The following is a 20,988-nucleotide window of genomic DNA, read 5'->3' on the forward strand; positions in this document are numbered from 1 at the left end:
GGAGGGAACGATGAAACATTCGCTGTGGGCGGCGTCGGCCGCCGTTTGGGCCGCCGTAACGACCGGGGGCCAGGCCCTCGCCCAGCAACAACAGCTGGAAGAGGTGATCGTCACCGCCACCAAGAGCTCGGTCACCCTGCGCGACGTGCCGCTGTCGATCACCGCCGTGCGCGGCGAGACGCTCGCGGCCCAGGGGGTGACCCGGTTCCAGGACCTGACCGGCACCATCCCCAACTTCACCGTGTCGCAGAGCCCGATCTCGGACGTGATCGCCATGCGCGGCATCAACTCCGACCTTCAGGCGGCCGGCGAGCAGGCCGTGGCCACCTTCGTCGACGGCGTCTATCGCGGCAGGGGCGTGCAGTCGCGCTTCGCCTTCCTCGACATGGGGATGCTGGAAGTTGTGCGGGGCCCGCAGGGCACGCTGTTTGGCAAGAACACCGTCGGCGGGGCCCTGAACATCAGCTCGGCCAAGCCGACCTCGGCGTTCGACGGCTCGGCCACGATCAGCCGCGAGTTCGAGCAGGGCGAGACCGAGGTGGTCGGCTTCCTGTCGGGGCCCGTGAACGACAGGCTGCGCGTGCGGGGCGCCGTGCAGTACAACAAGATGTCCGACGGCTGGGTCGACAACAGCTATTACGACGAGGCCCAGCCCCGCTACGTCAACTGGGGCGCGCGGCTCTTGGCCGAGGCCGACCTGGCCGATAACGCGACCTTCTTCGCCCGCTACGACCACGGCGATTTTGACATCAAGGGCAGCCCGATCGAGATCATCAAGCTGGGGGGCGCGCTAGCGCCGCTGCTGACCAGCCTTGGCTCGGACGGAACGATCAACGGCCGCACCCGCATGGGCAACAGCTCGACCTTCCTCGATTTGGGTACGGCCTATCTGATGAGGGGCGATTCCGACGAGGTGATGGGGCGTCTCGACATGCGCACCACCATCGGCGACTGGACCACCATCGCCGCCTGGTCGGCCTATGGCTTCACCCGGGCCTTCGACGCCGACCTCGGGCCGCTGGACGTGCTGCAGGTCAAGCAGATCGAGGACTACAGCCAGGTCAGCCTGGAGAGCCGCATCAACTTCAAACAGGTCGGCAAGCTGCGGCCGCTGGCGGGGATCTATTTGCAGCACTCCCAGCTGGACAATGACGGCTGGACCTTCGCCAACACCGTGCCGCTGGGAGTGCCGTTCCCGCCGCTGAGCCGGTTCGGCGTCTTCGACCAGGAGAGCAAGCTGTGGGCCGTGTTCGGCCAGGCCACCTGGGAGCTTTCCGACACGCTCGAGGCCACCGGCGGCTTGCGCTATGCGTCCGAGAAGAAGGACGCCCACCAGCTGATCACCCTGACCAACGCGGTGACCGGCGCCGACCTGCCGGCTCCGGTGCTGGCGGTGCTTGCCAATGCGGTGCTTGAGGCCACGCCCCACGACCTGCGGCCCAGCAGCAAGGAGGACGACGTCTCGTGGTCGGCCAATCTGCGCTGGAAGCCCAGCGAGGAGGCCAGCCTCTATGTGAGCGCGGCCCACAGCACCCTGGGCGGCGGTTTCAACGCCGCCTATTTCGGCACGGGCGGGGCGCGGGCCGGCGAGACGGCCTCCCAGTACCAGGCGCGGATGCTCAAGGAGATTGCTTACAAGCCGGAGAAGGCCACCTCGTACGAGGCGGGCGCCAAGCTGAAATTCGGGTCCAGCGCCGACCTGAACCTGGCGGTCTTCCACGTCACCTATGACGACATCCAGACCTCGCAGTTCACCGGCGGCACCAGCTATGTCGTCGGCAACGCCGCCGCCGCCAAGGCCAAGGGCGTCGAGCTGGACGGCCGCTGGCGGGCCAGCGAGGCGCTGAGCTTCACCGCCGCCGTCGGCTATATCGACTTTCAGTACACGGACTACAAGAACGCCGGCTGCACGGTGGCCCAGATCGCGGCGGGCGGCTTCGCCAACGGCGCGGCCTGTTCGGCGGCGGGGGTCAACGACCTGACCGGCCGGACCAACCAGATCACGCCGAAGGTCACCGCCAGCCTCGGCGCGCGGCTGTCAGCGCCGATCGGGGCCTATCGCCTGACCTTCGACGGCCAGGCCAACTATGTCGGCCAGTATTATGGCGCGCAGGACCTGGACCCCAATACGATCCAGGACGCGACCACCAAGCTCAACCTGCTGGTGGCCTTCGGGCCGGAGAGCCGGGACTGGTCGGTCGAGCTGGTGGGCCGCAACCTGACCGACGAGCAGACCTTCCAGTCGGCCAATGACGTGCCGCTGGCGACCGGCTCGTACTTCGCGACCACGGAGCGGCCCCGGTCGGTGGCCCTGCGGCTGCGCTTGAACTTCTAGACCACCCCACTCGGTAACTCGGCCGGCGGCGCGTCCGTCGGCCGTCCTTTTTCCGGAGCCTGATGTGAACCTCGACCTCGGCGCGGAGGACCGGCGCTTCCGCGACGACGTGCGCGCATTCCTGGACCGGGCCCTGACCCCCGACCTGCGGCAGGTGGGCCAGCGGGCGACCAGCGTCTTCACCGACAAGCGCCACAGTCTGGCCTGGCAGAGGATCCTGCACGCCCAGGGCTGGGCGGCGCCGGCCTGGCCCGTCGAGCATGGCGGCGCCGGCTGGAACGAAGTGCGCCGCTACATCTTCGCCGCCGAGTGCGCGGCGGCCGGCGCGCCCAACCTCGCGCCCATGGGGCTGAAGATGGTCGGGCCGGTGCTCATGCGGTTCGGCACGGAGCAGCAGAAGGCGCTGCTGCTGCCACGCATCCTGTCGGGCGAGGACTACTGGTGCCAGGGCTATTCGGAGCCGGGCTCCGGTTCGGACCTGGCGTCGCTGCAGATGAAGGCGGTCGCTGATGGCGACGACTACGTCCTGAATGGCTCGAAAATCTGGACCACCCACGCCCAGTGGGCCACTCACATGTTCTGCCTGGTCCGCACCCGCGCGGAGGGCAAGCCGCAGGCGGGCATCACCTTCCTGCTGCTCGACATGAAGACCCCAGGTATCCGCGTCGAGCCGATCATCACCTTGGCTGGCGAGCACGAGGTCAACCAGGTGTTCTTCGACGACGTCCGCGTGCCGCTGTCGGGCCGGGTCGGGGCCGAGAACGACGGCTGGACGGTGGCCAAGTACCTGCTGGAGTTCGAACGCGGCGGCGGGGCGGCGGCCGGGCTGAAGGTGTCGCTGAGCCGCCTGGCCGAGATCGCCGCGCTGGAGGCGCAGGACGGCGCGCGCCTGATTGATGATCCCCTGTTCCGGCGGCGGCTGTCGGAGGCCCAGGTGATGGTTCAGGCCGTCGAGATGGGCGAGCACCGGGTACTGTCGGCGCTCTCGACCGGCGGCAATCCCGGGCCGGTGTCGTCGATGCTGAAGATCCAGGGCACGGAGGCGATGCAGCGGCTGGACGAGATCGGGGTCGAGGCGGCCGGCCACTATGCGGCGGTGCATCAGTTGGCGGCCCGCGAGCCGGGCTCCAACCTGATGGTCGTAGGGCCGGAGTATGCCTTGGTGCTGATGGCTCGCTACCTGAACAACCGCGCGGCGTCGATTTATGGCGGGTCGAACGAGATCCAGCGCGACATCATCGGCCGGCTGGTGCTGGGGCTTTAGGGCTGGAGCCTTGATACCTTGTATCTGGATTGAGGCCCGCTCTCAGGGGGAGATAGATTCGGGGGCTAACCCTAGAATGTCTGGAGCGCGAAGATCGTGGCCGTGATCGGCAGGGCGGCCAGCAGCACCAGGCGCAGCGCCGCTTCACCAAGACCGAACAGGCTCATCTTGGCGCCGTTCGAGGGGGTGATGCGCGGGGCGCTGAGGGTGGCCATCGGTCTGCTCCTTGAAGCTCAAACTGTAAACTTGAAGGAGTTAACGCAGGGCTCTCATGAATGGATGCTGAACCTTAATCATCTTGCGTTCAGGGCGTCGCCCAGGAAGGACCGGGCTCCGGCGGGCGGACGCCGGCGCAGGCCGTGTGGGCCTTGACGATCCGCCGCATCGAGGCTGGGAAACGGTGCAGCTTGCCCTCCGGCCGGATGGGCCGGGCCACCAGATCGCCGCCGCAGTTGGGGCAGGATCCAAAGAATCGATGGTCGGCGCAGTCGGCGCAGAAGGTGCACTCGAACGTGCAGATGCGGGCCTGGTCGCTGGAAGGCGGCAGGTCGCGATCGCAGCACTCACAATTGGGACGCAGTTCGAGCATGGGCCGTCCTCCCGTGTTCTTATGCTTAAGCCTAGGCAGCATAAGGGGTTGAGGGGGCTCGCGGCGAGGGGACTCGTTCGCCGATCACGGGAATGTGGCGGCGACCCCGGACTCCCGTGATCGAAGGGGTTGACCCCCCCGTCGCCACCCCCTAGACACGCCGCCGTTTGCGCGGCGGGCAGGGGCGACCCCCATAGTCCGTCTTGCGCGAAGATCGTCCGCTGAACGGGCGGGGCGGGGTTACACCCGGCCCGCCTTTTTGCGACAATAGACATGCGTTCTGGAGGCGCTTTCCGAGATGTCCAAAGACCTTCTCCCCGGCGTTACCGGAATCCTGGCCCTGGCCGATGGCACGATCCTGCAAGGCGTGGGCTGCGGCGCGGTCGGCGACGCGGTCGGCGAGGTGTGCTTCAACACCGCCATGACCGGCTATCAGGAAATCCTGACCGACCCGTCCTACATGGCCCAGATCGTGGCCTTCACTTTCCCGCATGTCGGCAATGTCGGAACCAACGCCGAGGATGTCGAGCAGATCACCGGCGTCGCCGAGACGGCCGCGCGCGGCGCGATCTTTCGCGACGTGCCGACCGATCCGGCCAACTGGCGCGCCAATAGCGATTTCGACGGCTGGATGAAGCGTCGCGGCATGGTCGGTCTGGCCGGCGTCGACACCCGCGCCCTGACCCGCAAGATCCGCGAAACCGGCATGCCGCACGGCGTCATCGCCCACAGCCCCGACGGCGTGTTCGACCTCGACGCGCTGGTCGCCAAGGCCAAGGCGTGGCCCGGCCTGGAAGGCCTGGACCTGGCCAAGGACGCCTCGACCACCCAGACCTTCACCTGGGATGAGGGGCTGTGGTCGTGGCCGGAAGGCTACGCCAAGCTGGACAAGCCCAAGTACGAGGTCGTGGTCCTCGACTACGGCGTCAAGCGCAACATTCTGCGCGCCCTGGCCCATGTCGGCGCCCGCGCCACGGTGGTGCCGGCTAACACCTCGGCCGAGGACATCCTGGCCCGCAATCCCGACGGCGTGCTGCTGTCCAACGGCCCGGGCGACCCGGCCGCGACGGGCGAATATGCGGTGCCCGAGATCCAGAAACTGGTCGCCAGCGGCAAGCCGGTGTTCGGCATCTGCCTGGGTCATCAGATGCTGGCCCTCGCGCTCGGCGCCAAGACGGTGAAGATGGAGCAGGGCCACCACGGGGCCAATCACCCGGTCAAGGACCTGACCACGGGCAAGGTCGAGATCGTCTCGATGAACCACGGCTTCACGGTGGACAGCGCCACCCTGCCGGCCCCGGTCACCGAGACGCACGTCTCGCTGTTCGACGGCACCAACGCCGGCATCGCGCTTGAGGGCAAGCCGGTGTTCAGCGTGCAGCACCACCCGGAAGCCTCGCCCGGCCCGACCGACAGCCTCTATCTGTTCGAGCGCTTCGCCGGCCTGATGGACGCGGCGAAGTAGGCTTATGCGAAGCGTGATGCTAAACACGCTTCTATGGCTACCAATCGATCGAAGACTGCTGGTCTCCGCCTTACACGCCTGAAGGTCAGGAACTGGCGAAATTTCCGGGAAGCGGAAGTCTATCTTTCGCAGCGCGCCTTCTTTGTTGGTCCTAATGCTGCTGGGAAGTCAAATCTCCTAGACGCCATTCGATTCCTTCGAGATCTCGTCAAACCAGTGGGCGGCGGCCTGAGTGCGGCTGTCGCTGATCGCGGTGGGATAGTCTCGTTGCGATGCCTGGAGGCTCGCGGGTCTCGAACTGAGGTTCAAATTGAAGCTGACGTCGGTACAGATGAGCAGCCAAAGCTATGGTCTTACAGGATAAATTTTACTAGATTTGGTAAGGAGGACTTTGTATCAGTCTATGACGAGGAAATTTATCGCCTCGGCGTCCTAGTTTCATCTCTAAAGCGGGGGAGTGACAAGGATGGACTTCGTTTTAGTCAGACTTTGATACAGCAGGTTTCTTCAAATAAGGATTTTAGAGAGTTAGCGGTATTTTTTGACTCGATCCGCTATCTTCATGTTGTTCCTCAGATTGTACGCGATCCTAGGCGATCACTTGAGCGCGGCGATGATCCATTTGGCGGAGACCTACTTCGTCGGATCAATGAAACACCTAAAAGAACCCGAGACTCACGCCTGCGTCGGATTGGTGAGGCGCTTAAAATTGCAGTTCCTCGCTTTGTAGAACTAAAGTTAGACCATGACGGGGAGGGGAGGCCGCACCTATCGGCCGGATTCAAGCATTGGCGTCCAAACCCTTCGTTTCAAACAGAAGAAGTTTTTTCCGATGGAACCTTGAGGTTGATCGGATTTCTCTGGTCTGTGGCAGAACCTGCGGGGCCTCTTTTACTGGAAGAGCCTGAATTGTCATTACATCAAGAGGTAGCTTTGCAGCTCCCGGCAATGATTGCTCGTATGCAACGTCATTCTGGTAGGCAGGTGCTCATTACCACCCACTCAGAAGCTATTACGGGCGGCTCTGGCATTGGATTGAAAGAAGTTCATCGTTTAATACCTGGTGACAATGGAACAAAAATCGAAACTGCCGATGATAACGAGAGAGTTCGACAACTAGTTGCTTCTGGGCTGACCGTCGGTGAAGCTGTAATGCCGCTTGCGAAGCCGCAGGGAATTGAGCAGCTGTCGCTGTTCGATGTCATCAGTGCCTGAGATAAATTACGCGACAGAAGGTGAGCTTGATGCGATTGTCGCAGCCCGCATCATTGAATTTTGCGGTGGAATTCCCGGCCTCAAAAGAGTGGCCGGTGGAAAAAGCAAGCTTGATCCGGTAATAGCGAAGTATGTGCAGTCATCGCACCATCTTCCGTGGCTAATCATCCGAGATCTTGACCGTGATGAGATTTGCGCCCCGCTTCTAGCCCGCAGGCTCTCTGCTGAAACGCCGCAATTTCTCTGCTTGAGAATAGCTGTTCGACAAATAGAATCTTGGCTTCTGGCAGATCGAGCTGCGATGTCTCATTTTTTGAAGGTTCCTCTGGCTCGACTGCCAAACGATCCGGAATCTATTTTAGATGCTAAGCGCGCCGTCGTCGATTTGGCCGCGAACTCAAAGTCAAAAGATATCCGGCTTGCAATGGTGCCTTCAGTCAGTTCGGGTGCGTCTGAGGGGCCAGAGTTTTCTGCGTTTATGACTGATTTCGTCATCAAGCATTGGCGGCCGGAAATCGCTTCGGCTTTGATCCCAAATTCTTCGTTGGACCGAGCAATTCGCTGCCTGAGAAGCTTGGTCAATCGGTTGGAAAACTAGTCCCCTAATTCTCGAACGGTGTGAACGGCACGCGGTTGAAGAACTCCCACTCTGCCCCTGCGGATCGTCCTGCATTTTGAGGCCGGGGTGTTGACCACCACCGTCTGTCGGCGGGTTAGGGTGTAGGGCTTCCAGGCTTGCTTCGCCGGCCTGATGGACGCGGCGAAGTAGGCGGCCCTGATCCTCTCCCCGCGGGGAGAGGACCGGTTCACGAAAACAAGATCAGAATGTCATGGCCTCATCACGCTCCCGCCGGAGGGGCGTGTTAGCGTTTGCCTGTTCGGTTCCAAGTTCGCGTTGGCTTCCACTTGGCTTCGTCGAGGAATCTCCATGACACCCTATGAACGTATCGGCGGCGAGACCGCGGCCCGGGCCGTGATCGACGACTTCTTCCTGCGCGCCCAGGCCGACGACCGCCTGGCCGATGTGTATGGTCCGGCGATTTCCGCCGGGGGCCGCGCCTTCGTCTCGGTGGCGCTGGACGCCGGTCGCGCCGACGGACATGACGATGTCGAGCCGGCCCTGGCGTGGCTGCTCGAACTGGGTCTGGGCGACGACGAACTGGACCTGATCATCGGCCACCTGGCCGCCGCCCTCGAGGCGCGCGGCGTCGATGACGACATCATCGCCGAGGTCGCCGACCAGGCCGAAGCCCTGCGCGACGCCGCCCTGATCTCCGATCCGGAAGATGAGGACGACGAGGACGAGGAAGAGGCCGCCGCCTAGGTTCCGAACTGGGTGAACGGGACCTTGTTGAACAGCTCCCGTTCCGCCCCGCGCGGATCATCCGCCATGGCCGAAGCGGGGGTGTTGAACACCATCGTCTGGCGGCGGGGCAGGGTGTAGGGCTCCCAGGCCGGGATCGCGGCGCAGTTGGGATTGCCCGTATGGGCGAAGGCGATGAAGGCGTCGCTCATGGCGTTCGACATGGCGACGCTGTCGGGACCCGTCCCGACGATCGAGCCCCTGGCGTCCAGCGTGCCGAACACCAGACCGATGTCGATGGTGTGCGGCGCGCCCCAGACGCCGCCGTCCTTGGGCGACTTCCAGTCCACCTGATAGACATAGGCCGGCGCGCCGGCCTTCGCCCGCTCCTCGGCCTGGATGATCGCGGCCTTCCACGACCGGCCGGCCGTGCTGGCGGCGAAATAGACGTCGGACGGCGAATAGTGCGGATAGATCCGGCGATAGGCGGCGACGACGGTCTCGGGATCGATGTCGATGCGGGCGTTGAACTGGCCGGGCAGTTTGGCGACCACCTGCTCCCAGGTCATCTCGAAGACCTTGAGGTCCCAGCCCACAAAGCCGCGCGTCTCGTCATGGGTGTTGCCGCACATCATCGGTACGCTCAGGCCCTCGGGCGCGGCGTCGGGGAAGAACGGGTGGCGGGTCAGGGAGCGCTCGTCCAGCACCGGGCCCATATAGACTCCGCCGGTTCCGGCGATCGGATCGACCGCCTTCAGGCCGTTCAGCATCTGGTCGGCGGGCAGGGCGCGCAGGGCGTCCAGATCCTTGATCCCCAGCTTGTCGAGGAACAGCTGCGCCCGTTTTGTGGCGTTGAACGGGCCGCCGGCGGTGACCTGCTGGCCGCTCATCGTGGCGGCGCGATGGAACAGGCCCTTGGCCGACGGCATGGCCATCAGGGTGGCGATCTTGGCGCCGCCGCCCGACTGTCCAAACAGCATCACCCGGTCCGGATCGCCGCCGAAGGCCGCGATGTTGTCGCGCACCCAGCGCAGGGCCAGGACCAGGTCCATCTGGCCGACATTGCCGCTGTCGGCGACGCTGGGATCGTTGAACAGGCGGGCGAGGTAGAGATAGCCGAAGGCGTTGAGGCGGTGGTTGACGGTCACCACGACGACGTCGCCGCGCCTGGCCAGCCTGGTCCCGTCGTACCAGGGGCTGCCCCCCGAGCCGCCATTATAGGCGCCGCCGTGGATGTAGACCATCACCGGCCGCTTGCCGCCGTCCGAAAGCCCGGCCTTGCCCGCTTTCGCCGGCGTCCAGACATTGAGGAACAGACAGTCTTCCGACAGCGTCTCGCCTTCTTCGCCCTTGCCGGTCTGCATCGACGCCGCGCCATAGGCCAGGGCGTCCCTCACGTCGGTCCAGGGCTGCGGCTTGACGGGCGGCATGAACCGCCGCGCGCCGCCGGTGTCGGCCCCATAGCGCAGGCCCTTGAAGACATGGACCCCGTCAGCGCTGGCTCCGCGCACCTTGCCGGCGGTGGTGGCCACGACGGGCGAGCGCTTGAGATCGGCGGCGAACCCCGCGCCGGGCGTCAGGGCCAAGGCCCCGGCGGCGATCAGCAGGCCCCTGCGATCAACGGCGTTACGGGTGTCCATGGTGTCCTCCGACGGCTTCTGGCGAGCTTGGCGGAAGAGGTATCACAAGCAATGACACCGGTGGACAAGGATTTTGAATCCCTCTCCCGGAGGGAGAGGGTGGGGCCCATGCGAAGCATGGGAGGGTGAGGGGCTTGGACCTTTCCGCGAAATCCCGGTTACTTTGCTTGCGACTTGCAGGGCGTCGATCTTCGATCGCGACCATGGATCGTACCGCCACCGCTCGTCGCCTGCGGCAAACCCAGACCATGCCAGAGGCTCGGCTGTGGGCGCTGGTTCGCGGGCGTCGTTTGGAGGGCTTCAAGTTCCGCAGACAGGTTCCGATCGACCGCTACTTCGCGCACTTCGCCTGTGTCGAGGCGCGGCTGGTCGTCGAACTGGATGGGCCCGTTCACGCGGCCGAAGAGGCCGAGATTCTGGACATGGCGCGCACCGAAGTCATCGAGGCTTGCGGCTATACGGTGCTGCGTTTTCAGAACGAGTTGGTGATGACCGATCCAGGCGGTGTGGGTGAGGCGATTCTCGCCGCGCTCAGGACGGCCAGGGCCTAAGCCCCTCACCCTCCCACGCTTCGCGCGGGCCCCGCCCTCTCCCTCCGGGAGAGGGATTTCTACAAAGCCGCCACTGCCTTCGCGTGTTCGGCGATCACCGCCAGGGTCGAGGTGTCGGTGTCGAACACGCCGAACAGGCCCTGCTCCTCCTGCGGCGGATCGCCGACATAGCTCTTGTCGCCCTTGGCGAACCAGGCGTCGGGGTGCTGGGCGCGGCCTTCGCCGTTCCAGGCCCAGAAATTGGTGCCGGCCACGGGGCCGCCGGCCTTCATGTCGGCCAGGGCCAGGCCATGGATCGTCTTGTAGAAGCGGTCCTTCAGACTGGCCGGAGCGTCGGGGGCGAAGGCGCGGTCGTCGCGGATCAGGCCGAACTCCTCGATCACCAGCGGCTTGTTCAGCCCCTTGGCCAGGGCGATGTGGCGGGTGACATAGTCGATGCACCGGGCCTCGCCGGTGGCATAGGTGGCCGGCTGGTTCTTGGGGTCGATCCAGCCCCAGTTGTTGGGCCAGACGTGCAGGGTGACATAGTCGATGGCGGCGGGCTTGTGCGCCTCGACCACGCAGGCCTCGCGCTCCAGGCAGCCCATGGCGCCCTCGCTGCCGGTCGAGACCAGATGATTGGCGTCCAGCGTCTTGATGTAGGCCGCCGTCTCGCTGATCCAGCGGTAATAGGTGGGCAGGTTCCCGACCCCGAAGGCCTCGGAGCCGCCCGGCCGGGGCTCATTGGCCAACTGCCAGGCCATGATCGCCGGGTCGTCGCGATAGGCCTTGCCGGTGACGGTGCTGACGCGGCCGACCAGGGCCTTCACATAGTGGCGGAACAGGGCGTTGGCCTTGTCGTCGCCATAGAAGCGGGCCGAGTAGTCGGCGAACAGCGGCCACGGGTGGGCCGGGTCGCCCTGCTGGAACCAGGCGCCGTTGCCGGTCCAGTTCAGATAGGCCGGCATCCCGCCCGACCAGTCCCAGAAGTTGTTGAGGTAGATCACCGCCTTCATGTCGCGCTTGCCCATCTCGGCCAGCACCACGTCCAGACCGGTCAGCAGGTCGGCGCTATAGTCCTGGCCCGGCCCGCGAAACGTGGGGTCCAGCGCCACCTTGGCCGGCGACCGCTCGCCCGAGCCGAGGATCCGCAGGTTGGTGACGCCCAGGCTCTTGAGCTTGTCCAGCTCGCGCCCCAGCCGCGCGCGATCGCCATAGGCGGCCGGCGAGCCCAGCCAGGCCCCGTACCAGAGGTTGCCGCCGACGAAGCGATAGGGCTTGCCGTCCAGCACCAGACGGCCGTCGCGGACGGCGACAAAGCCCTTCGGCGCGGAGGCGGCGGCGGGCGTGGCCAGGGCGGGCGCGGCGGCCAGGGCGGCCAGTACGGCGCGGCGGGAAAGGGTCATGGCGTCCTCCGTCGCGCGCTCTGCCGGCGCGCCGTTAGCGAGAATGGCGTGCTTGGGTAGCGCTAACAACCGCCCGGGATCATTTCCGCGTCGCGTGGGCGACGGTCCAGTCGACGATCAGGGCCAGCGCGATCGGCGACATGGTCTCTTCCGTGCGGCCATACTCGTTGACCAGGCCGGTATGGGTGGTCTGGAGCAGGTGGTTGAGGTCTGGCAGTTCGCGGATCGTCGCCTCGGTCGACGGCGGCAGGGCGGCCTTGATGGCGGTCAGGTTGGCGGCGGCCGGAACCTGCAGGTCCCGGGAACCGCCAATGGCCAGCACCGGCGCCTTGACCGACTTCAGATAGTCGGCGGGCTTGAAGGCGAGGGTGTAGCGCCACCAGGGACGGACGAGATCGCGGATCTGGTCCCGTATGGCCGGGGGCGCGCCCTGCTGGTCCATGATCGCTTCCAGCCTGGCCTTGGCCTTGGCGTCGTCCGGCTCGGTCAGGACTGCGTCGTACCAGCCCGCGCGGCGCTGCTCCATCATGTCCACCTGGTCGGCGGGCATGCCCATCGCGGTCTCCAGGGCGCGGCCCTGGGCCAGCAGCAGGGTCTTGCCGTCCACGCCCGGCGCGGCCATCAGCACCAGGAAGGCGATCTTCGGATCCCTGGCCGCGATCATCGGCGCGATCGCGCCGCCCTCGCTGTGGCCGATCAGGCCGATGCGGGCCGGGTCGATGTCCTTGCGGGCCCGCAGGAAGGCCACGCCCGCCGCGACGTCGGTGGCGTAGTCCGCCGTGGTGTCGGTCGCGCGGCCGTGATCAGAGCCGCCCACGCCCCGGTCATCCACGCGCAGCACCGCCACGCCCTTGCGGGTCAGGGCGTCGGCGATCAGCAGGAACGGCTTGTGGCCAAAGATCGTCTCGTCGCGGTCCTGGGCGCCCGAGCCCGTAATCAGCAGGGCGACGGGAAACGGCCCGGGGCCCGGCGGCAGGGTCAGGGTTCCGGCCAGCTTCAGGCTGGAGGCCGGATTGACGTAGGCCACCTCTTCGGCGCGATAGGGGAAGGGCGGCTTGGGCTCCTGCGGGCGGTTCAGCTTGGAGGGCGTCGCCGGGGCGGGGGCGTCCCTGGTCAGGGTGACGGCGAAGGTGGCGCCCGATTGCAGCCACTTGCCGGCGACGGCCTTGCCGTCGGCCGACAGCACGCCCTCGAAGCGGGCCGGCGCCACGATCAGGGCCAGGGCGACGTCCTTGTCCTTCAGGCTCGCCGTCATCGGCAGGCCCTTGGCGCCCTGGGAGGGGCTGTCCAGCGCCGCCGAGCCGTCGGCCTTGATGTGGATGATCAGGGGGATCGGCGCGCCCATGGTGGGGATCGCGCCATACCAGTCTCCGGCGATCGGCGCGGTCTGGGCCTGTGCGACGATGGGGAAGAGCAGGGCGGCGGCGAACGCCGCGCAATGCAGGAAACGCATGATGCCGAACACTCCCCCAGGCCGATCCGGCCTCTCCGACCATAGGTCATACGCGCGGGGGTTGTGAAGCCTGTCCTAAGGGGCGCCGGACGCGATGGCCTGCAGCAGCACCAGCGCCTCGTCGGCCCGTTCGGCCGGGACGAACAGGTGGTCATGGAAATAGGCCGAGACCGGGTTCACCCCGATGCCCGCCACCGCCAGCGCGGGCAGCAGGGCGGCCAGGAAGCCGACCGCCTCCAGCGACGAGTGGATGTTGAGCGTGATCCGCCGGCTGGGGAAGACGAAGGCCAGGCCCGCCGCCCGGGCCTCGTCCTGGCGCAGGATCAGGGTCAGGCCCTCGGCCTCGGCATAGGTCATCAGCGGCGTGACGCCCGGCGGGATCGTGGCGCCGGGCGGCAGGGTGGCGAACACCCAGACGTCGTGGGTCAGCTCGGGGGTCATTGAGGCGAGCAGGGTGGCGAGGTCGGTCTGGCCGGTCATGGCTCGCGATCTTCAAGGCCGTGCCAGATTCGGGTGACGATCACGCGCCGGCCGCTGACGCGGTAGCGGATGATGTAGCCGCTCCGCCCGAATGGAATGTTGATCTCGCGGGCTGTCCGGCCGACCAGGCGTCCGCGCATCGGCGCTTCCACCAGACTGTCCAAGGCATTTTCCAAGAGCAGACCCAGACGGGCAGCGGCTCTTGGACTGTGAGCGGAAAGCTGGACGTCGAGACGGCGGACGTCCGTCTGGGCCCGAGCCGAAACCGAAACGGTGAAGCTCAATCGGCGCCTGTTCCAAAACGGCGAAGTCGGGCGCGGAAATCGTCCAGCGAGACTGTCGGTTCATCACCCCGTTCAACGGCGTCGGCGATCGCTTCGTCGATGGCGGGATCCGGATCGATCGACGGCCATGCGGCCTGATCGATCTCGCGATTGATCAGCTGAACAGCGTAGGCTTCTGGCGACATGTCCGCGCGATCCGCCAGAGCCTTGAGCTTGGCGGCCTGTTCCGCGTCCAGGTGAATGTCGAAGCCGTCGGCCATGGGCGAAGGGTCTCGCTCATGGCCGATCGCGTCAAGGTCAGAGATTGAGCAGCGCCGGGTCGCCGCCCTGGGCGGTGATGTTGATGCTCAGGGCCCGCTCGACCGCGTAGCGCAGCAGGGCGTGGGGCCCGCCGGCCTTGGGGCCGGTGCCCGACAGGCCTTCGCCGCCGAACGGCTGCACGCCCACGACCGCGCCGGTCATCGAGCGGTTCACATAGGTGTTGCCGGCCGGGACCAGCCGCTGGACGTCGGCCGCGAAGCTCTCGATCCGCGAGTGGATGCCCAGGGTCAGGCCATAGCGACGGTCGGCCAGGGCGCGCGCGACGTGCTCCAGGTCTTCGGGGGCGTAGCGGACCACGTGCAGCACGGGGCCGAACACCTCGCGCTCCAGGAAGTCGCCGCCGGGGATCTCGGCCAGGACCGGGGCGAAGAACGTGCCGGCCGCGGGAGCCTCCAGGGCGTGCAGGATTTTCGCCTCGCGCTTGAGGCGCTCCAGGTGCTTGTCCAGCGCGCCCTTGGCGTCGGCGTCGATCACCGGGCCCACATCGGTGACGGCCAGGGCCGGATCGCCCAGCACCAGGGCGTCCATCGCGCCCTTAAGGCCGTCGATGATGTGATCGGCGGTGTCGTGCGGCAGGAACAGCAGGCGCAGGGCCGAGCAGCGCTGGCCGGCCGAGCCGAAGGCCGAGACGATGACGTCGTCGATCACCTGCTCGCGCTGGGCGGTGGTGTCGACGAACATGCCGTTGAGGCCGCCGGTCTCGGCGATGAAGGGCGTGATGGGCCCTTGGCGTTGAGCAAGGACCTGGTTGATGCGCCAGGCGGTGTCGGTGCCGCCGGTGAAGGCTACGCCGTCGAGGCCCTCGTGGCTGGTCAGCACCGCGCCGACGGTCTCGCCGCGGCCGGGCAGCAGGGCCAGCAGGCGCGGGTCGAGGCCGGCGGCGTGATAGAGCTTCACCGCCTCCATGGCGATCAGCGGGGTCTGTTCGGCGGGCTTGGCCAGCACGGCGTTGCCGGCGGCCAGGGCGGCGGCGATCTGGCCGGTGAAGATGGCCAGCGGGAAGTTCCACGGGCTGATGCAGACGAACACGCCGCGCCCGGCCAGGCGCAGGGTGTTGGTCTCGCCGACCGGGCCTTTCAGCACCTCGCCGGCGCCGAACTGATCCTCGGCCAGCACCGCGTAGTAGCGGCAGAAGTCGACGGCCTCGCGCACCTCGGCGATCCCGTCGCCCAGGGTCTTGCCGGCTTCGCGCGACAGGATGGCGATCAGGCGGTCGATATTGACTTCCAGGGCGTCGGCCATGGCGCGCAGCACCGTGGCGCGCGCGGCGCCGCCGGCCTGGTCCCAGGCCGGTTGAGCGGCGCGGGCCAGCTTGAAGGCCTGGTCGATCTGCGGAAGCTGGGCCTCGGACACCGCGCCGACGACGCGGCCCGGGTCCGACGGGCTGACCACCGGCATCGGCGGGCCGCCGGCGGTGAGCTTGCCGCCCAGCAGCGGGCCGGCCGACAGGGTGACGGCGTCCAGCGCGGCGACCGCGTCCGCCAGGCGCTCGCGCTCGGCCCGGACCGACAGGTCGATGCCGGCGGCGTTCTGGCGGCGCTCGCCATAGACCTTGATCGGCGTGGGGATCTTGGCGTGGCGGTCGGGGTGGGCTTCCACGGCGTCGATTGGGTCGACGACCACCTTTTCCACTGGCACGCGCTCGTCCAGCAGGGCGTGGACGAAGCTGGTGTTGGCGCCGTTCTCGAGCAGGCGGCGGACCAGATAGGGCAGCAGGTCCTCGTGGCCGCCCACCGGCGCGTAGGCCCGCAGGGTGATGCCGTCATAGAGGTCGTCGGCGGCCTTATACAGCGCCTCGCCCATGCCGTGCAGGCGCTGGTGCTCGATCTTGACGCCGGCGTTCTTGGACATCCGCACCACGGCCGCCAGGGTATGGGCGTTGTGGGTGGCGAACTGGGCGTAGAGGTGCGGCGCGGCCTCGATCAGGGCCTTGGCGCAGACCAGATAGGACAGGTCCGTCGCGGGCTTGGTCGAATAGACCGGATAGTCCGGACGGCCGGCGACCTGGGCGCGCTTGATCTCGCTGTCCCAATAGGCGCCCTTGACCAAGCGGACCATCAGGCGGCGGCCGGTGTCCCGCGACAGGGCGGACAGGCGGGCGATCACGTCGGGGCAGCGCTTCTGATAGGCCTGAACGGCCAGACCCAGGCCGGTCCAGTCGCCCAGCTCCGGCTCGCGGCACAGGCGGTCCAGCAGCTTCAGCGACAGCGCCAGCCGGTCGGCCTCTTCGGCGTCGATGGTGAAGTTGATGTTGTAGCGGGCGGCGATCAGGGCCAGGCGCAGGATGCGGGGATACAGCTCGTCCCAGACGCGGGTTTCCTGCGTGGCCTCATAGCGCGGGCACAGGGCCGACAGCTTGACCGACACGCCGTGGCCCGCTTCGGGGCCGGCGTTGTTCGAGAGCTTGCCGACCGTTTCGATGGCGTCGGCATACGACTTTTCATAGCGCGCGGCGTCGGCTGCGGTGCGGGCGCCTTCGCCCAGCATGTCGAAGCTGCACATGTCGCCGTCCTGGGCGGCGCGCTTGATGGCCGCCTCGATGGTGCGACCCAGCACGAACTGCTCGCCCATGATGCGGATGGCCTGGCCGACGGCGGCGCGGATGACGGGCTCGCCCAGCCGGCCGGCGATCTTCTTGATGAAGCCGGGCAGGTCCTTCTGGGCCTGGTCGTCGGGCTCGACGATCTTGCCGGTCAGCATCAGGCCCCAGGTCGAGGCGTTGACGAACAGGCTGTCGCTGCCCCCCAAGTGCGACGCCCAGTCAGCCGAGCCGATCTTCTCGGCGATCAGCTTGTCGCGGGTGTCGTCGTCGGGGGTGCGCAGCAGGGCCTCGGCCAGGCACATCAGGGCCAGGCCCTCGCGGGTGCCCAGGGAAAACTCCTGCAGGAAGCTCTCGACCACGCCCTGCTTGCGGACGCTGCGGCGGGCGCCGCGCACCAGGGCCTCGGCCTCGGCGCGGACGGCGGCGCGGTCCTCGCTGGAGAGGGCGTTGGCGGCCAGCAGGTCGGCGATCACGGCGGCTTCGTCGCGATACTTGCCGGCGTCGAGGCTGTCCCAATGGTTGGTCATGCGATGGGCCCTGGGTGTGAAATGGTGATCATCGGTATATGTACGATCTAGCCAAATGTGCTTCGTTTGTGATCGTATCTGGCCGTACGATATTCAGCGTGTTCGCCGATCTCGCTCTCTTTGCTCCAGCCGCGCGGCCGCGTTCGCGGCGGGCGTGGGCCCAGGCAGGATGGCTTGGAAAGAGAGGGGTGGGAAGGGACGCGACTTGGGGGGAGGACGCGCGTCCCTTCCGCTCTCGGCGACGCCCTGGGGGGAAGGCGTCGCTGGATGCTTCCGTCTTCAGGCGGAAGCGGTCTTGCGCGCTCCGGGCGCCATCGGGGGGGATGGCGGTGCGAAACGTCGGTGGGACGATCGATGGTGTACCGGCGTCTTCTCTGAAGGTGCTTTGCTTTATGGAATTATTTTCCGAACAATCTTCGACGAAAGGTGCTGATGGCCACTTCCGCTCTTGATGACACCGATCGCCGGCTCTTGCGGGTGCTGCAGGCCGATGGCCGCATCACCAACGCCGAGCTGGCCAAGCAGTGCAACCTGTCGCCGGCCGCCACCTTCGACCGCGTGCGGCGCTTGCGCGAGCGCGGCTACATCACCGGCTACGCGGCCCTGCTGGACCCGGCCAAGGTCGATCGCGCCCTGCTGATCTTCGTCGAGGTCATGCTGGAGCGCACCACTGGCGAGGTGTTCGAGGATTTCGCCAAGGCCGTGCGCCGCGCGCCCGAGATCCTGGAATGCCACATGGTGGCCGGCGGCTTCGACTATCTGATCAAGGCCCGGGTGCGCGACATGGAAGCCTATCGCGGCTTCCTGGGCGACATCCTGGTCAAGATGCCCGGGGTGCGCGAGACGCGGACCTATGCGGTGCTGGAAGAGGTCAAGAGCACGGTGCAGTTGCCGCTGTAGGGGGCTCAACCTTCCGCGAGTTTCCCCCGTCGCCGAAATTCCGCGACCTTGGCCTTGTTTCCGCAGGCGCTCATTGAGCACCAGCGCCGGTCGCCCTTGCGCGACCCATCCACGAACAGCACAGCGCAAGGCGGACCCTGGCACTGTCGGATACGGTCCGCATGGTCGCCGCCCAGAAGCTCCACCCCCTCGCGCGCCACGCTCGCCAAAAGCGCCCGGACCTCGCCGAACAGTCGCCGGCGGCCCTCGCCGTCCAGCCACGGCGGCGCCGAGGGTTCGGCGGCGAAGGCGTTGAGCTGGCCGCGATCGGCGTCGTCCAGCGGCCGACCTTCGGCGCGGGCCAAGGCCAGGGCGTAGAGCGCCTCGCGCAGCAAGCGGGCGTCGGCAAGATCCGCCTCCGTTGATCCCGGCGCCTGATGGGCCAGGTCAGCGGCGACCAGCCAGCGATCCAGATCCGCCGGCGTCGCCAGCCCCTCACGGAAATTTCCGTTCAGCCGGCCAGACAGGGTGGCGGGCAGGTCGAGGGCCAGGCTGCCGCCTCGAAACTTGAACCCGTCGCGAACCTCTTCCGCCATCTGCGCTCCGTCGGTCACCGGCTTGACAGGTTACCGATGTTCGCGGCATTTGCCAAAGTAACCTTTTAAATAAGTTACATATGGAGCATGCGATGCGGATTCCCACCGTCGCGACGACGCTTTTTGCCGTCCTGCTGACTTCGACAGCCGCCAGCGCGCGCGAGCCGTCGCTCGTCGGAACCTGGACCCTGACGGCCGCCGACGACCTGCATCCCGATGGATCGCGCACCCACGGCTATGGCGAGGCGCCCAAGGGGCGGCTGATGATCGACGCTGCCGGTCGCTACAGTCTGCAGATCTTCAAGTCCGAGCGCCCGCGGTTCGCCCTTGGTGACAAGCGCAAGGGCGCGCCCGCCGAATACGAGAGCGCGGTGCTGGGCTCGAGCACGCATTTTGGGACGGTGTCGATGGACGCGGCGGCGCACATCCTGACCTTCCGGATCGACAGCGCCTCCTATCCCAATTGGGAAGGAACCGAGCAGAAGCGGCGGTTCGAACTGGTTGGCGATGAGCTGAGCTATCGGGTCCCGGCCACGTCGGACGGCGTTGTGCCGATCTCGGTGTGGAAGCGGGTCAAGTAGGCCGGGCGCTGGCTCACGCCGCCTGTGCGGCGCCGTTTCTGACACAGTCGAGAATTGGGGGAAGAGGCGCGCCCCGGATTGGGGGAGGGGGCGCGCCTCTTCGGGTTCGCGGACGTCGGGGGGGTGTGACGCCGCGAACCGCCCCCGACCGTCGCCGGGGGAGGGGTAAGGTCCGTCAGGCGGCGGGCGCGCCGCCGCCGAGGACCTTGTAGAGGGTGACGAGGTTGGTCGCCCGGACCAGCCGCGCCGCGATCAAGCCCTGCTGGGCGCCGTACAGCGTGCGCTGCGCGTCCAGAAGGGTGAGGCTGGAGTCGATGCCCGCGTCCTTGCGCTGCTTGGCCAGGCGCTGGCTGTCGCTGGCGGCGGCGACCAGGCGTTCCTGGGCCCCCACGCGGTCGGCGATCGTGTCGCGCACGGCCAAGGCGTCGGCCACTTCGCGGAACGCCGTCTGCACGGCCTTCTCGTAGCTGGCGACGGCGATGCCCTGGCTGGCCTTGGCGCTGTCGAGCCCGGCCTTGTTGGCCCCGCCCGCGAAGATCGGCAGGGTGATGCTGGGGGCGAAGCTCCAGGCGCCAGAGCCGCTCTTGAACAGATCGCCCAGCTCGCCGCTGGCCGAGCCGGTGGAGCCTGTCAGGGCGATGCGCGGGAAGAAGGCCGCCCGGGCCGCGCCGATATTGGCGTTGGCGGCGACCAGCTGGTGCTCGGCGGCCAGCACGTCGGGACGACGGGTCAGGACGTCGGACACCACGCCGGCCGGCAGGTCGGGCATGATCTGGGCGGTGACCAGGCCGCCGGCCGGCAACAGATCGGCCGGCACATCGGCGCCGACCACCAGGCGCAGGGCGTTCCTGTCCTGGGCCACCTGGGCCACATAGGCGGCGACGTCGGCCCGGGCCTGTTCGGCCAGGGTCTGGGCCTGGCGCAGGTCCAGGGTCGAGGCCGCGCCGGCGTCGACCCGGCTCTGGGTCAGCTTCAGCGACTGGTCGCGGGCGGCCAGGGTGTCGCGGGCCAGGGCCAGCAGGTCCTCGTCGGCGGCCAGGGTCAGCCAGCTTCCCGCCACTTCCGAGATCAGGCTGATCTGGGCCGTGCGGCTGTTTTCCCGCACCGCCAGCCAGTTCTGCAGCGCCGCCTGATTGAGGCTGCGGACGCGGCCGAACAGGTCCAGCTCATAGCCGGTGAAGCCGACACTGGCGCTGTACTGCTCGGTCTCGATCGCCGAACCGGTCTGGCTGACCGAGGCCGGCGTGCGCGCCTTGCTGCCCGAGACGCCGGCGTTGATCCCCGGCAGCAGGGCGGCGCGCTGCACGCCGTACTGGGCGCGGGCCTTCTCGATGTTGAGGAGCGCCACGCGCAGGTCGCGGTTCTCCTTCAGGGCCAGATCGATGGTCCCGGCCAGGCGGGGGTCGATGAAGACCTCCTTCCAGGCCAGGTCGGCGGCGGTCGTTGAGCCCGCGGGCTCCGCCGTCGGCCAGGTCTGGGCGACGGGCAGGGTCGGACGGACCGTGGTCGGGGCCAGGGTGCAGGCGGTTAGCGAGGTGGCCGCCAGCAGGCTCAGGGTCAGGTTACGAAGCAACGTCA

20 protein-coding genes are annotated in these 20,988 nt (G+C 67.2%); 9 read left to right on the forward strand and 11 right to left on the reverse strand.

The genetic code is table 11. The features are described from left to right. The first annotated feature begins 10 nt into the window (after nucleotides 1-10). Nucleotides 11-2,335, forward strand: a complete 2,325-nt coding sequence (locus ACQY9P_RS11730; protein WP_421739084.1) for a TonB-dependent receptor — start codon at nucleotides 11-13, stop codon at nucleotides 2,333-2,335. 64 nt (nucleotides 2,336-2,399) lie between these two features. Then, complete coding sequence (locus tag ACQY9P_RS11735) at nucleotides 2,400-3,599, forward strand: acyl-CoA dehydrogenase family protein (protein WP_421739083.1); 1,200 nt, start codon at nucleotides 2,400-2,402, stop codon at nucleotides 3,597-3,599. 71 nt (nucleotides 3,600-3,670) lie between these two features. Here ACQY9P_RS11735 and ACQY9P_RS11740 read toward each other — a convergent pair whose 3' ends face one another. Both ACQY9P_RS11740 and ACQY9P_RS11745 read right to left on the reverse strand, forming a co-directional pair. Further along, nucleotides 3,671-3,814, reverse strand: coding sequence for a hypothetical protein (locus ACQY9P_RS11740; protein ID WP_421739082.1), 144 nt, complete (start codon nucleotides 3,812-3,814; stop codon nucleotides 3,671-3,673). 89 nt (nucleotides 3,815-3,903) lie between these two features. Continuing rightward, on the reverse strand, nucleotides 3,904-4,188 hold the full coding sequence (locus tag ACQY9P_RS11745) for a DUF1272 domain-containing protein (protein WP_421739081.1): 285 nt from the start codon (nucleotides 4,186-4,188) through the stop codon (nucleotides 3,904-3,906). A 298-nt stretch (nucleotides 4,189-4,486) separates the two neighbouring features. On the opposite strand from ACQY9P_RS11745, the gene carA reads away from it, so the two are divergent. From carA to ACQY9P_RS11765, 4 genes are all read left to right on the forward strand, one after another. After that, complete coding sequence (gene carA, locus ACQY9P_RS11750; protein ID WP_421739080.1) at nucleotides 4,487-5,653, forward strand: glutamine-hydrolyzing carbamoyl-phosphate synthase small subunit; 1,167 nt, start codon at nucleotides 4,487-4,489, stop codon at nucleotides 5,651-5,653. A 33-nt stretch (nucleotides 5,654-5,686) separates the two neighbouring features. Next, complete coding sequence (locus ACQY9P_RS11755; protein ID WP_421739079.1) at nucleotides 5,687-6,868, forward strand: AAA family ATPase; 1,182 nt, start codon at nucleotides 5,687-5,689, stop codon at nucleotides 6,866-6,868. Beyond that, complete coding sequence (locus tag ACQY9P_RS11760) at nucleotides 6,861-7,466, forward strand: hypothetical protein (protein WP_421739078.1); 606 nt, start codon at nucleotides 6,861-6,863, stop codon at nucleotides 7,464-7,466. Before ACQY9P_RS11755 ends, ACQY9P_RS11760 begins: the two co-directional genes overlap by 8 nt. Before the next feature lie 330 nt (nucleotides 7,467-7,796). Beyond that, a complete protein-coding gene (locus ACQY9P_RS11765; protein WP_421739077.1) occupies nucleotides 7,797-8,192 on the forward strand; it encodes a hypothetical protein in 396 nt (131 codons plus the stop codon). On the opposite strand, the gene ACQY9P_RS11770 is transcribed toward ACQY9P_RS11765, so the two are convergent. Beyond that, a complete protein-coding gene (locus ACQY9P_RS11770; RefSeq protein WP_421739076.1) occupies nucleotides 8,189-9,811 on the reverse strand; it encodes a carboxylesterase/lipase family protein in 1,623 nt (540 codons plus the stop codon). The genes ACQY9P_RS11765 and ACQY9P_RS11770 overlap by 4 nt on opposite strands. 203 nt (nucleotides 9,812-10,014) lie before the next feature. On the opposite strand from ACQY9P_RS11770, the gene ACQY9P_RS11775 reads away from it, so the two are divergent. Further along, on the forward strand, nucleotides 10,015-10,362 hold the full coding sequence (locus tag ACQY9P_RS11775) for an endonuclease domain-containing protein (protein ID WP_421739075.1): 348 nt from the start codon (nucleotides 10,015-10,017) through the stop codon (nucleotides 10,360-10,362). A 59-nt stretch (nucleotides 10,363-10,421) separates the two neighbouring features. Here the strand turns inward: ACQY9P_RS11775 and ACQY9P_RS11780 are convergent, their stop codons facing one another. From ACQY9P_RS11780 to putA, 6 genes are all read right to left on the reverse strand, one after another. Next, nucleotides 10,422-11,747 carry a glycoside hydrolase 5 family protein gene (locus tag ACQY9P_RS11780; RefSeq protein WP_421739074.1) on the reverse strand — a complete coding sequence of 442 codons (1,326 nt, stop codon included), beginning with the start codon at nucleotides 11,745-11,747 and terminating at the stop codon, nucleotides 10,422-10,424. A 79-nt stretch (nucleotides 11,748-11,826) separates the two neighbouring features. Next, the gene (locus tag ACQY9P_RS11785; protein ID WP_421739073.1) at nucleotides 11,827-13,200 is read right to left on the reverse strand and encodes an alpha/beta hydrolase family protein; all 1,374 of its coding nucleotides are present in this window, start codon (nucleotides 13,198-13,200) and stop codon (nucleotides 11,827-11,829) included. A 75-nt stretch (nucleotides 13,201-13,275) separates the two neighbouring features. Next, nucleotides 13,276-13,680 carry an ACT domain-containing protein gene (locus tag ACQY9P_RS11790; protein WP_421739072.1) on the reverse strand — a complete coding sequence of 135 codons (405 nt, stop codon included), beginning with the start codon at nucleotides 13,678-13,680 and terminating at the stop codon, nucleotides 13,276-13,278. Continuing rightward, on the reverse strand, nucleotides 13,677-13,964 hold the full coding sequence (locus ACQY9P_RS11795; protein WP_421739071.1) for a type II toxin-antitoxin system RelE/ParE family toxin: 288 nt from the start codon (nucleotides 13,962-13,964) through the stop codon (nucleotides 13,677-13,679). The genes ACQY9P_RS11790 and ACQY9P_RS11795 overlap by 4 nt, the downstream gene beginning before the upstream one ends. Continuing rightward, nucleotides 13,961-14,224, reverse strand: coding sequence for an antitoxin (locus ACQY9P_RS11800; RefSeq protein ID WP_421739070.1), 264 nt, complete (start codon nucleotides 14,222-14,224; stop codon nucleotides 13,961-13,963). Before ACQY9P_RS11800 ends, ACQY9P_RS11795 begins: the two co-directional genes overlap by 4 nt. 37 nt (nucleotides 14,225-14,261) lie before the next feature. Continuing rightward, nucleotides 14,262-17,354, reverse strand: coding sequence for a bifunctional proline dehydrogenase/L-glutamate gamma-semialdehyde dehydrogenase PutA (gene putA / locus ACQY9P_RS11805; RefSeq protein WP_421739069.1), 3,093 nt, complete (start codon nucleotides 17,352-17,354; stop codon nucleotides 14,262-14,264). A 432-nt stretch (nucleotides 17,355-17,786) separates the two neighbouring features. Between putA and ACQY9P_RS11810 the strand changes: the two genes are divergently transcribed. Further along, nucleotides 17,787-18,254, forward strand: coding sequence for an Lrp/AsnC ligand binding domain-containing protein (locus ACQY9P_RS11810; RefSeq protein ID WP_421739068.1), 468 nt, complete (start codon nucleotides 17,787-17,789; stop codon nucleotides 18,252-18,254). Between the two features lie 5 nt (nucleotides 18,255-18,259). Here the strand turns inward: ACQY9P_RS11810 and ACQY9P_RS11815 are convergent, their stop codons facing one another. After that, the gene (locus ACQY9P_RS11815) at nucleotides 18,260-18,829 is read right to left on the reverse strand and encodes a CGNR zinc finger domain-containing protein (protein ID WP_421739067.1); all 570 of its coding nucleotides are present in this window, start codon (nucleotides 18,827-18,829) and stop codon (nucleotides 18,260-18,262) included. 92 nt (nucleotides 18,830-18,921) lie between these two features. Between ACQY9P_RS11815 and ACQY9P_RS11820 the strand changes: the two genes are divergently transcribed. Further along, a complete protein-coding gene (locus tag ACQY9P_RS11820) occupies nucleotides 18,922-19,410 on the forward strand; it encodes a lipocalin-like domain-containing protein (protein WP_421739066.1) in 489 nt (162 codons plus the stop codon). A 175-nt stretch (nucleotides 19,411-19,585) separates the two neighbouring features. Here ACQY9P_RS11820 and ACQY9P_RS11825 read toward each other — a convergent pair whose 3' ends face one another. Further along, nucleotides 19,586-20,983, reverse strand: a complete 1,398-nt coding sequence (locus ACQY9P_RS11825) for an efflux transporter outer membrane subunit (RefSeq protein ID WP_421740110.1) — start codon at nucleotides 20,981-20,983, stop codon at nucleotides 19,586-19,588. Nucleotides 20,984-20,988 lie beyond the last annotated feature (5 nt).

Source organism: Caulobacter sp., from assembly GCF_965279145.1.
Classification (GTDB): domain Bacteria; phylum Pseudomonadota; class Alphaproteobacteria; order Caulobacterales; family Caulobacteraceae; genus Caulobacter.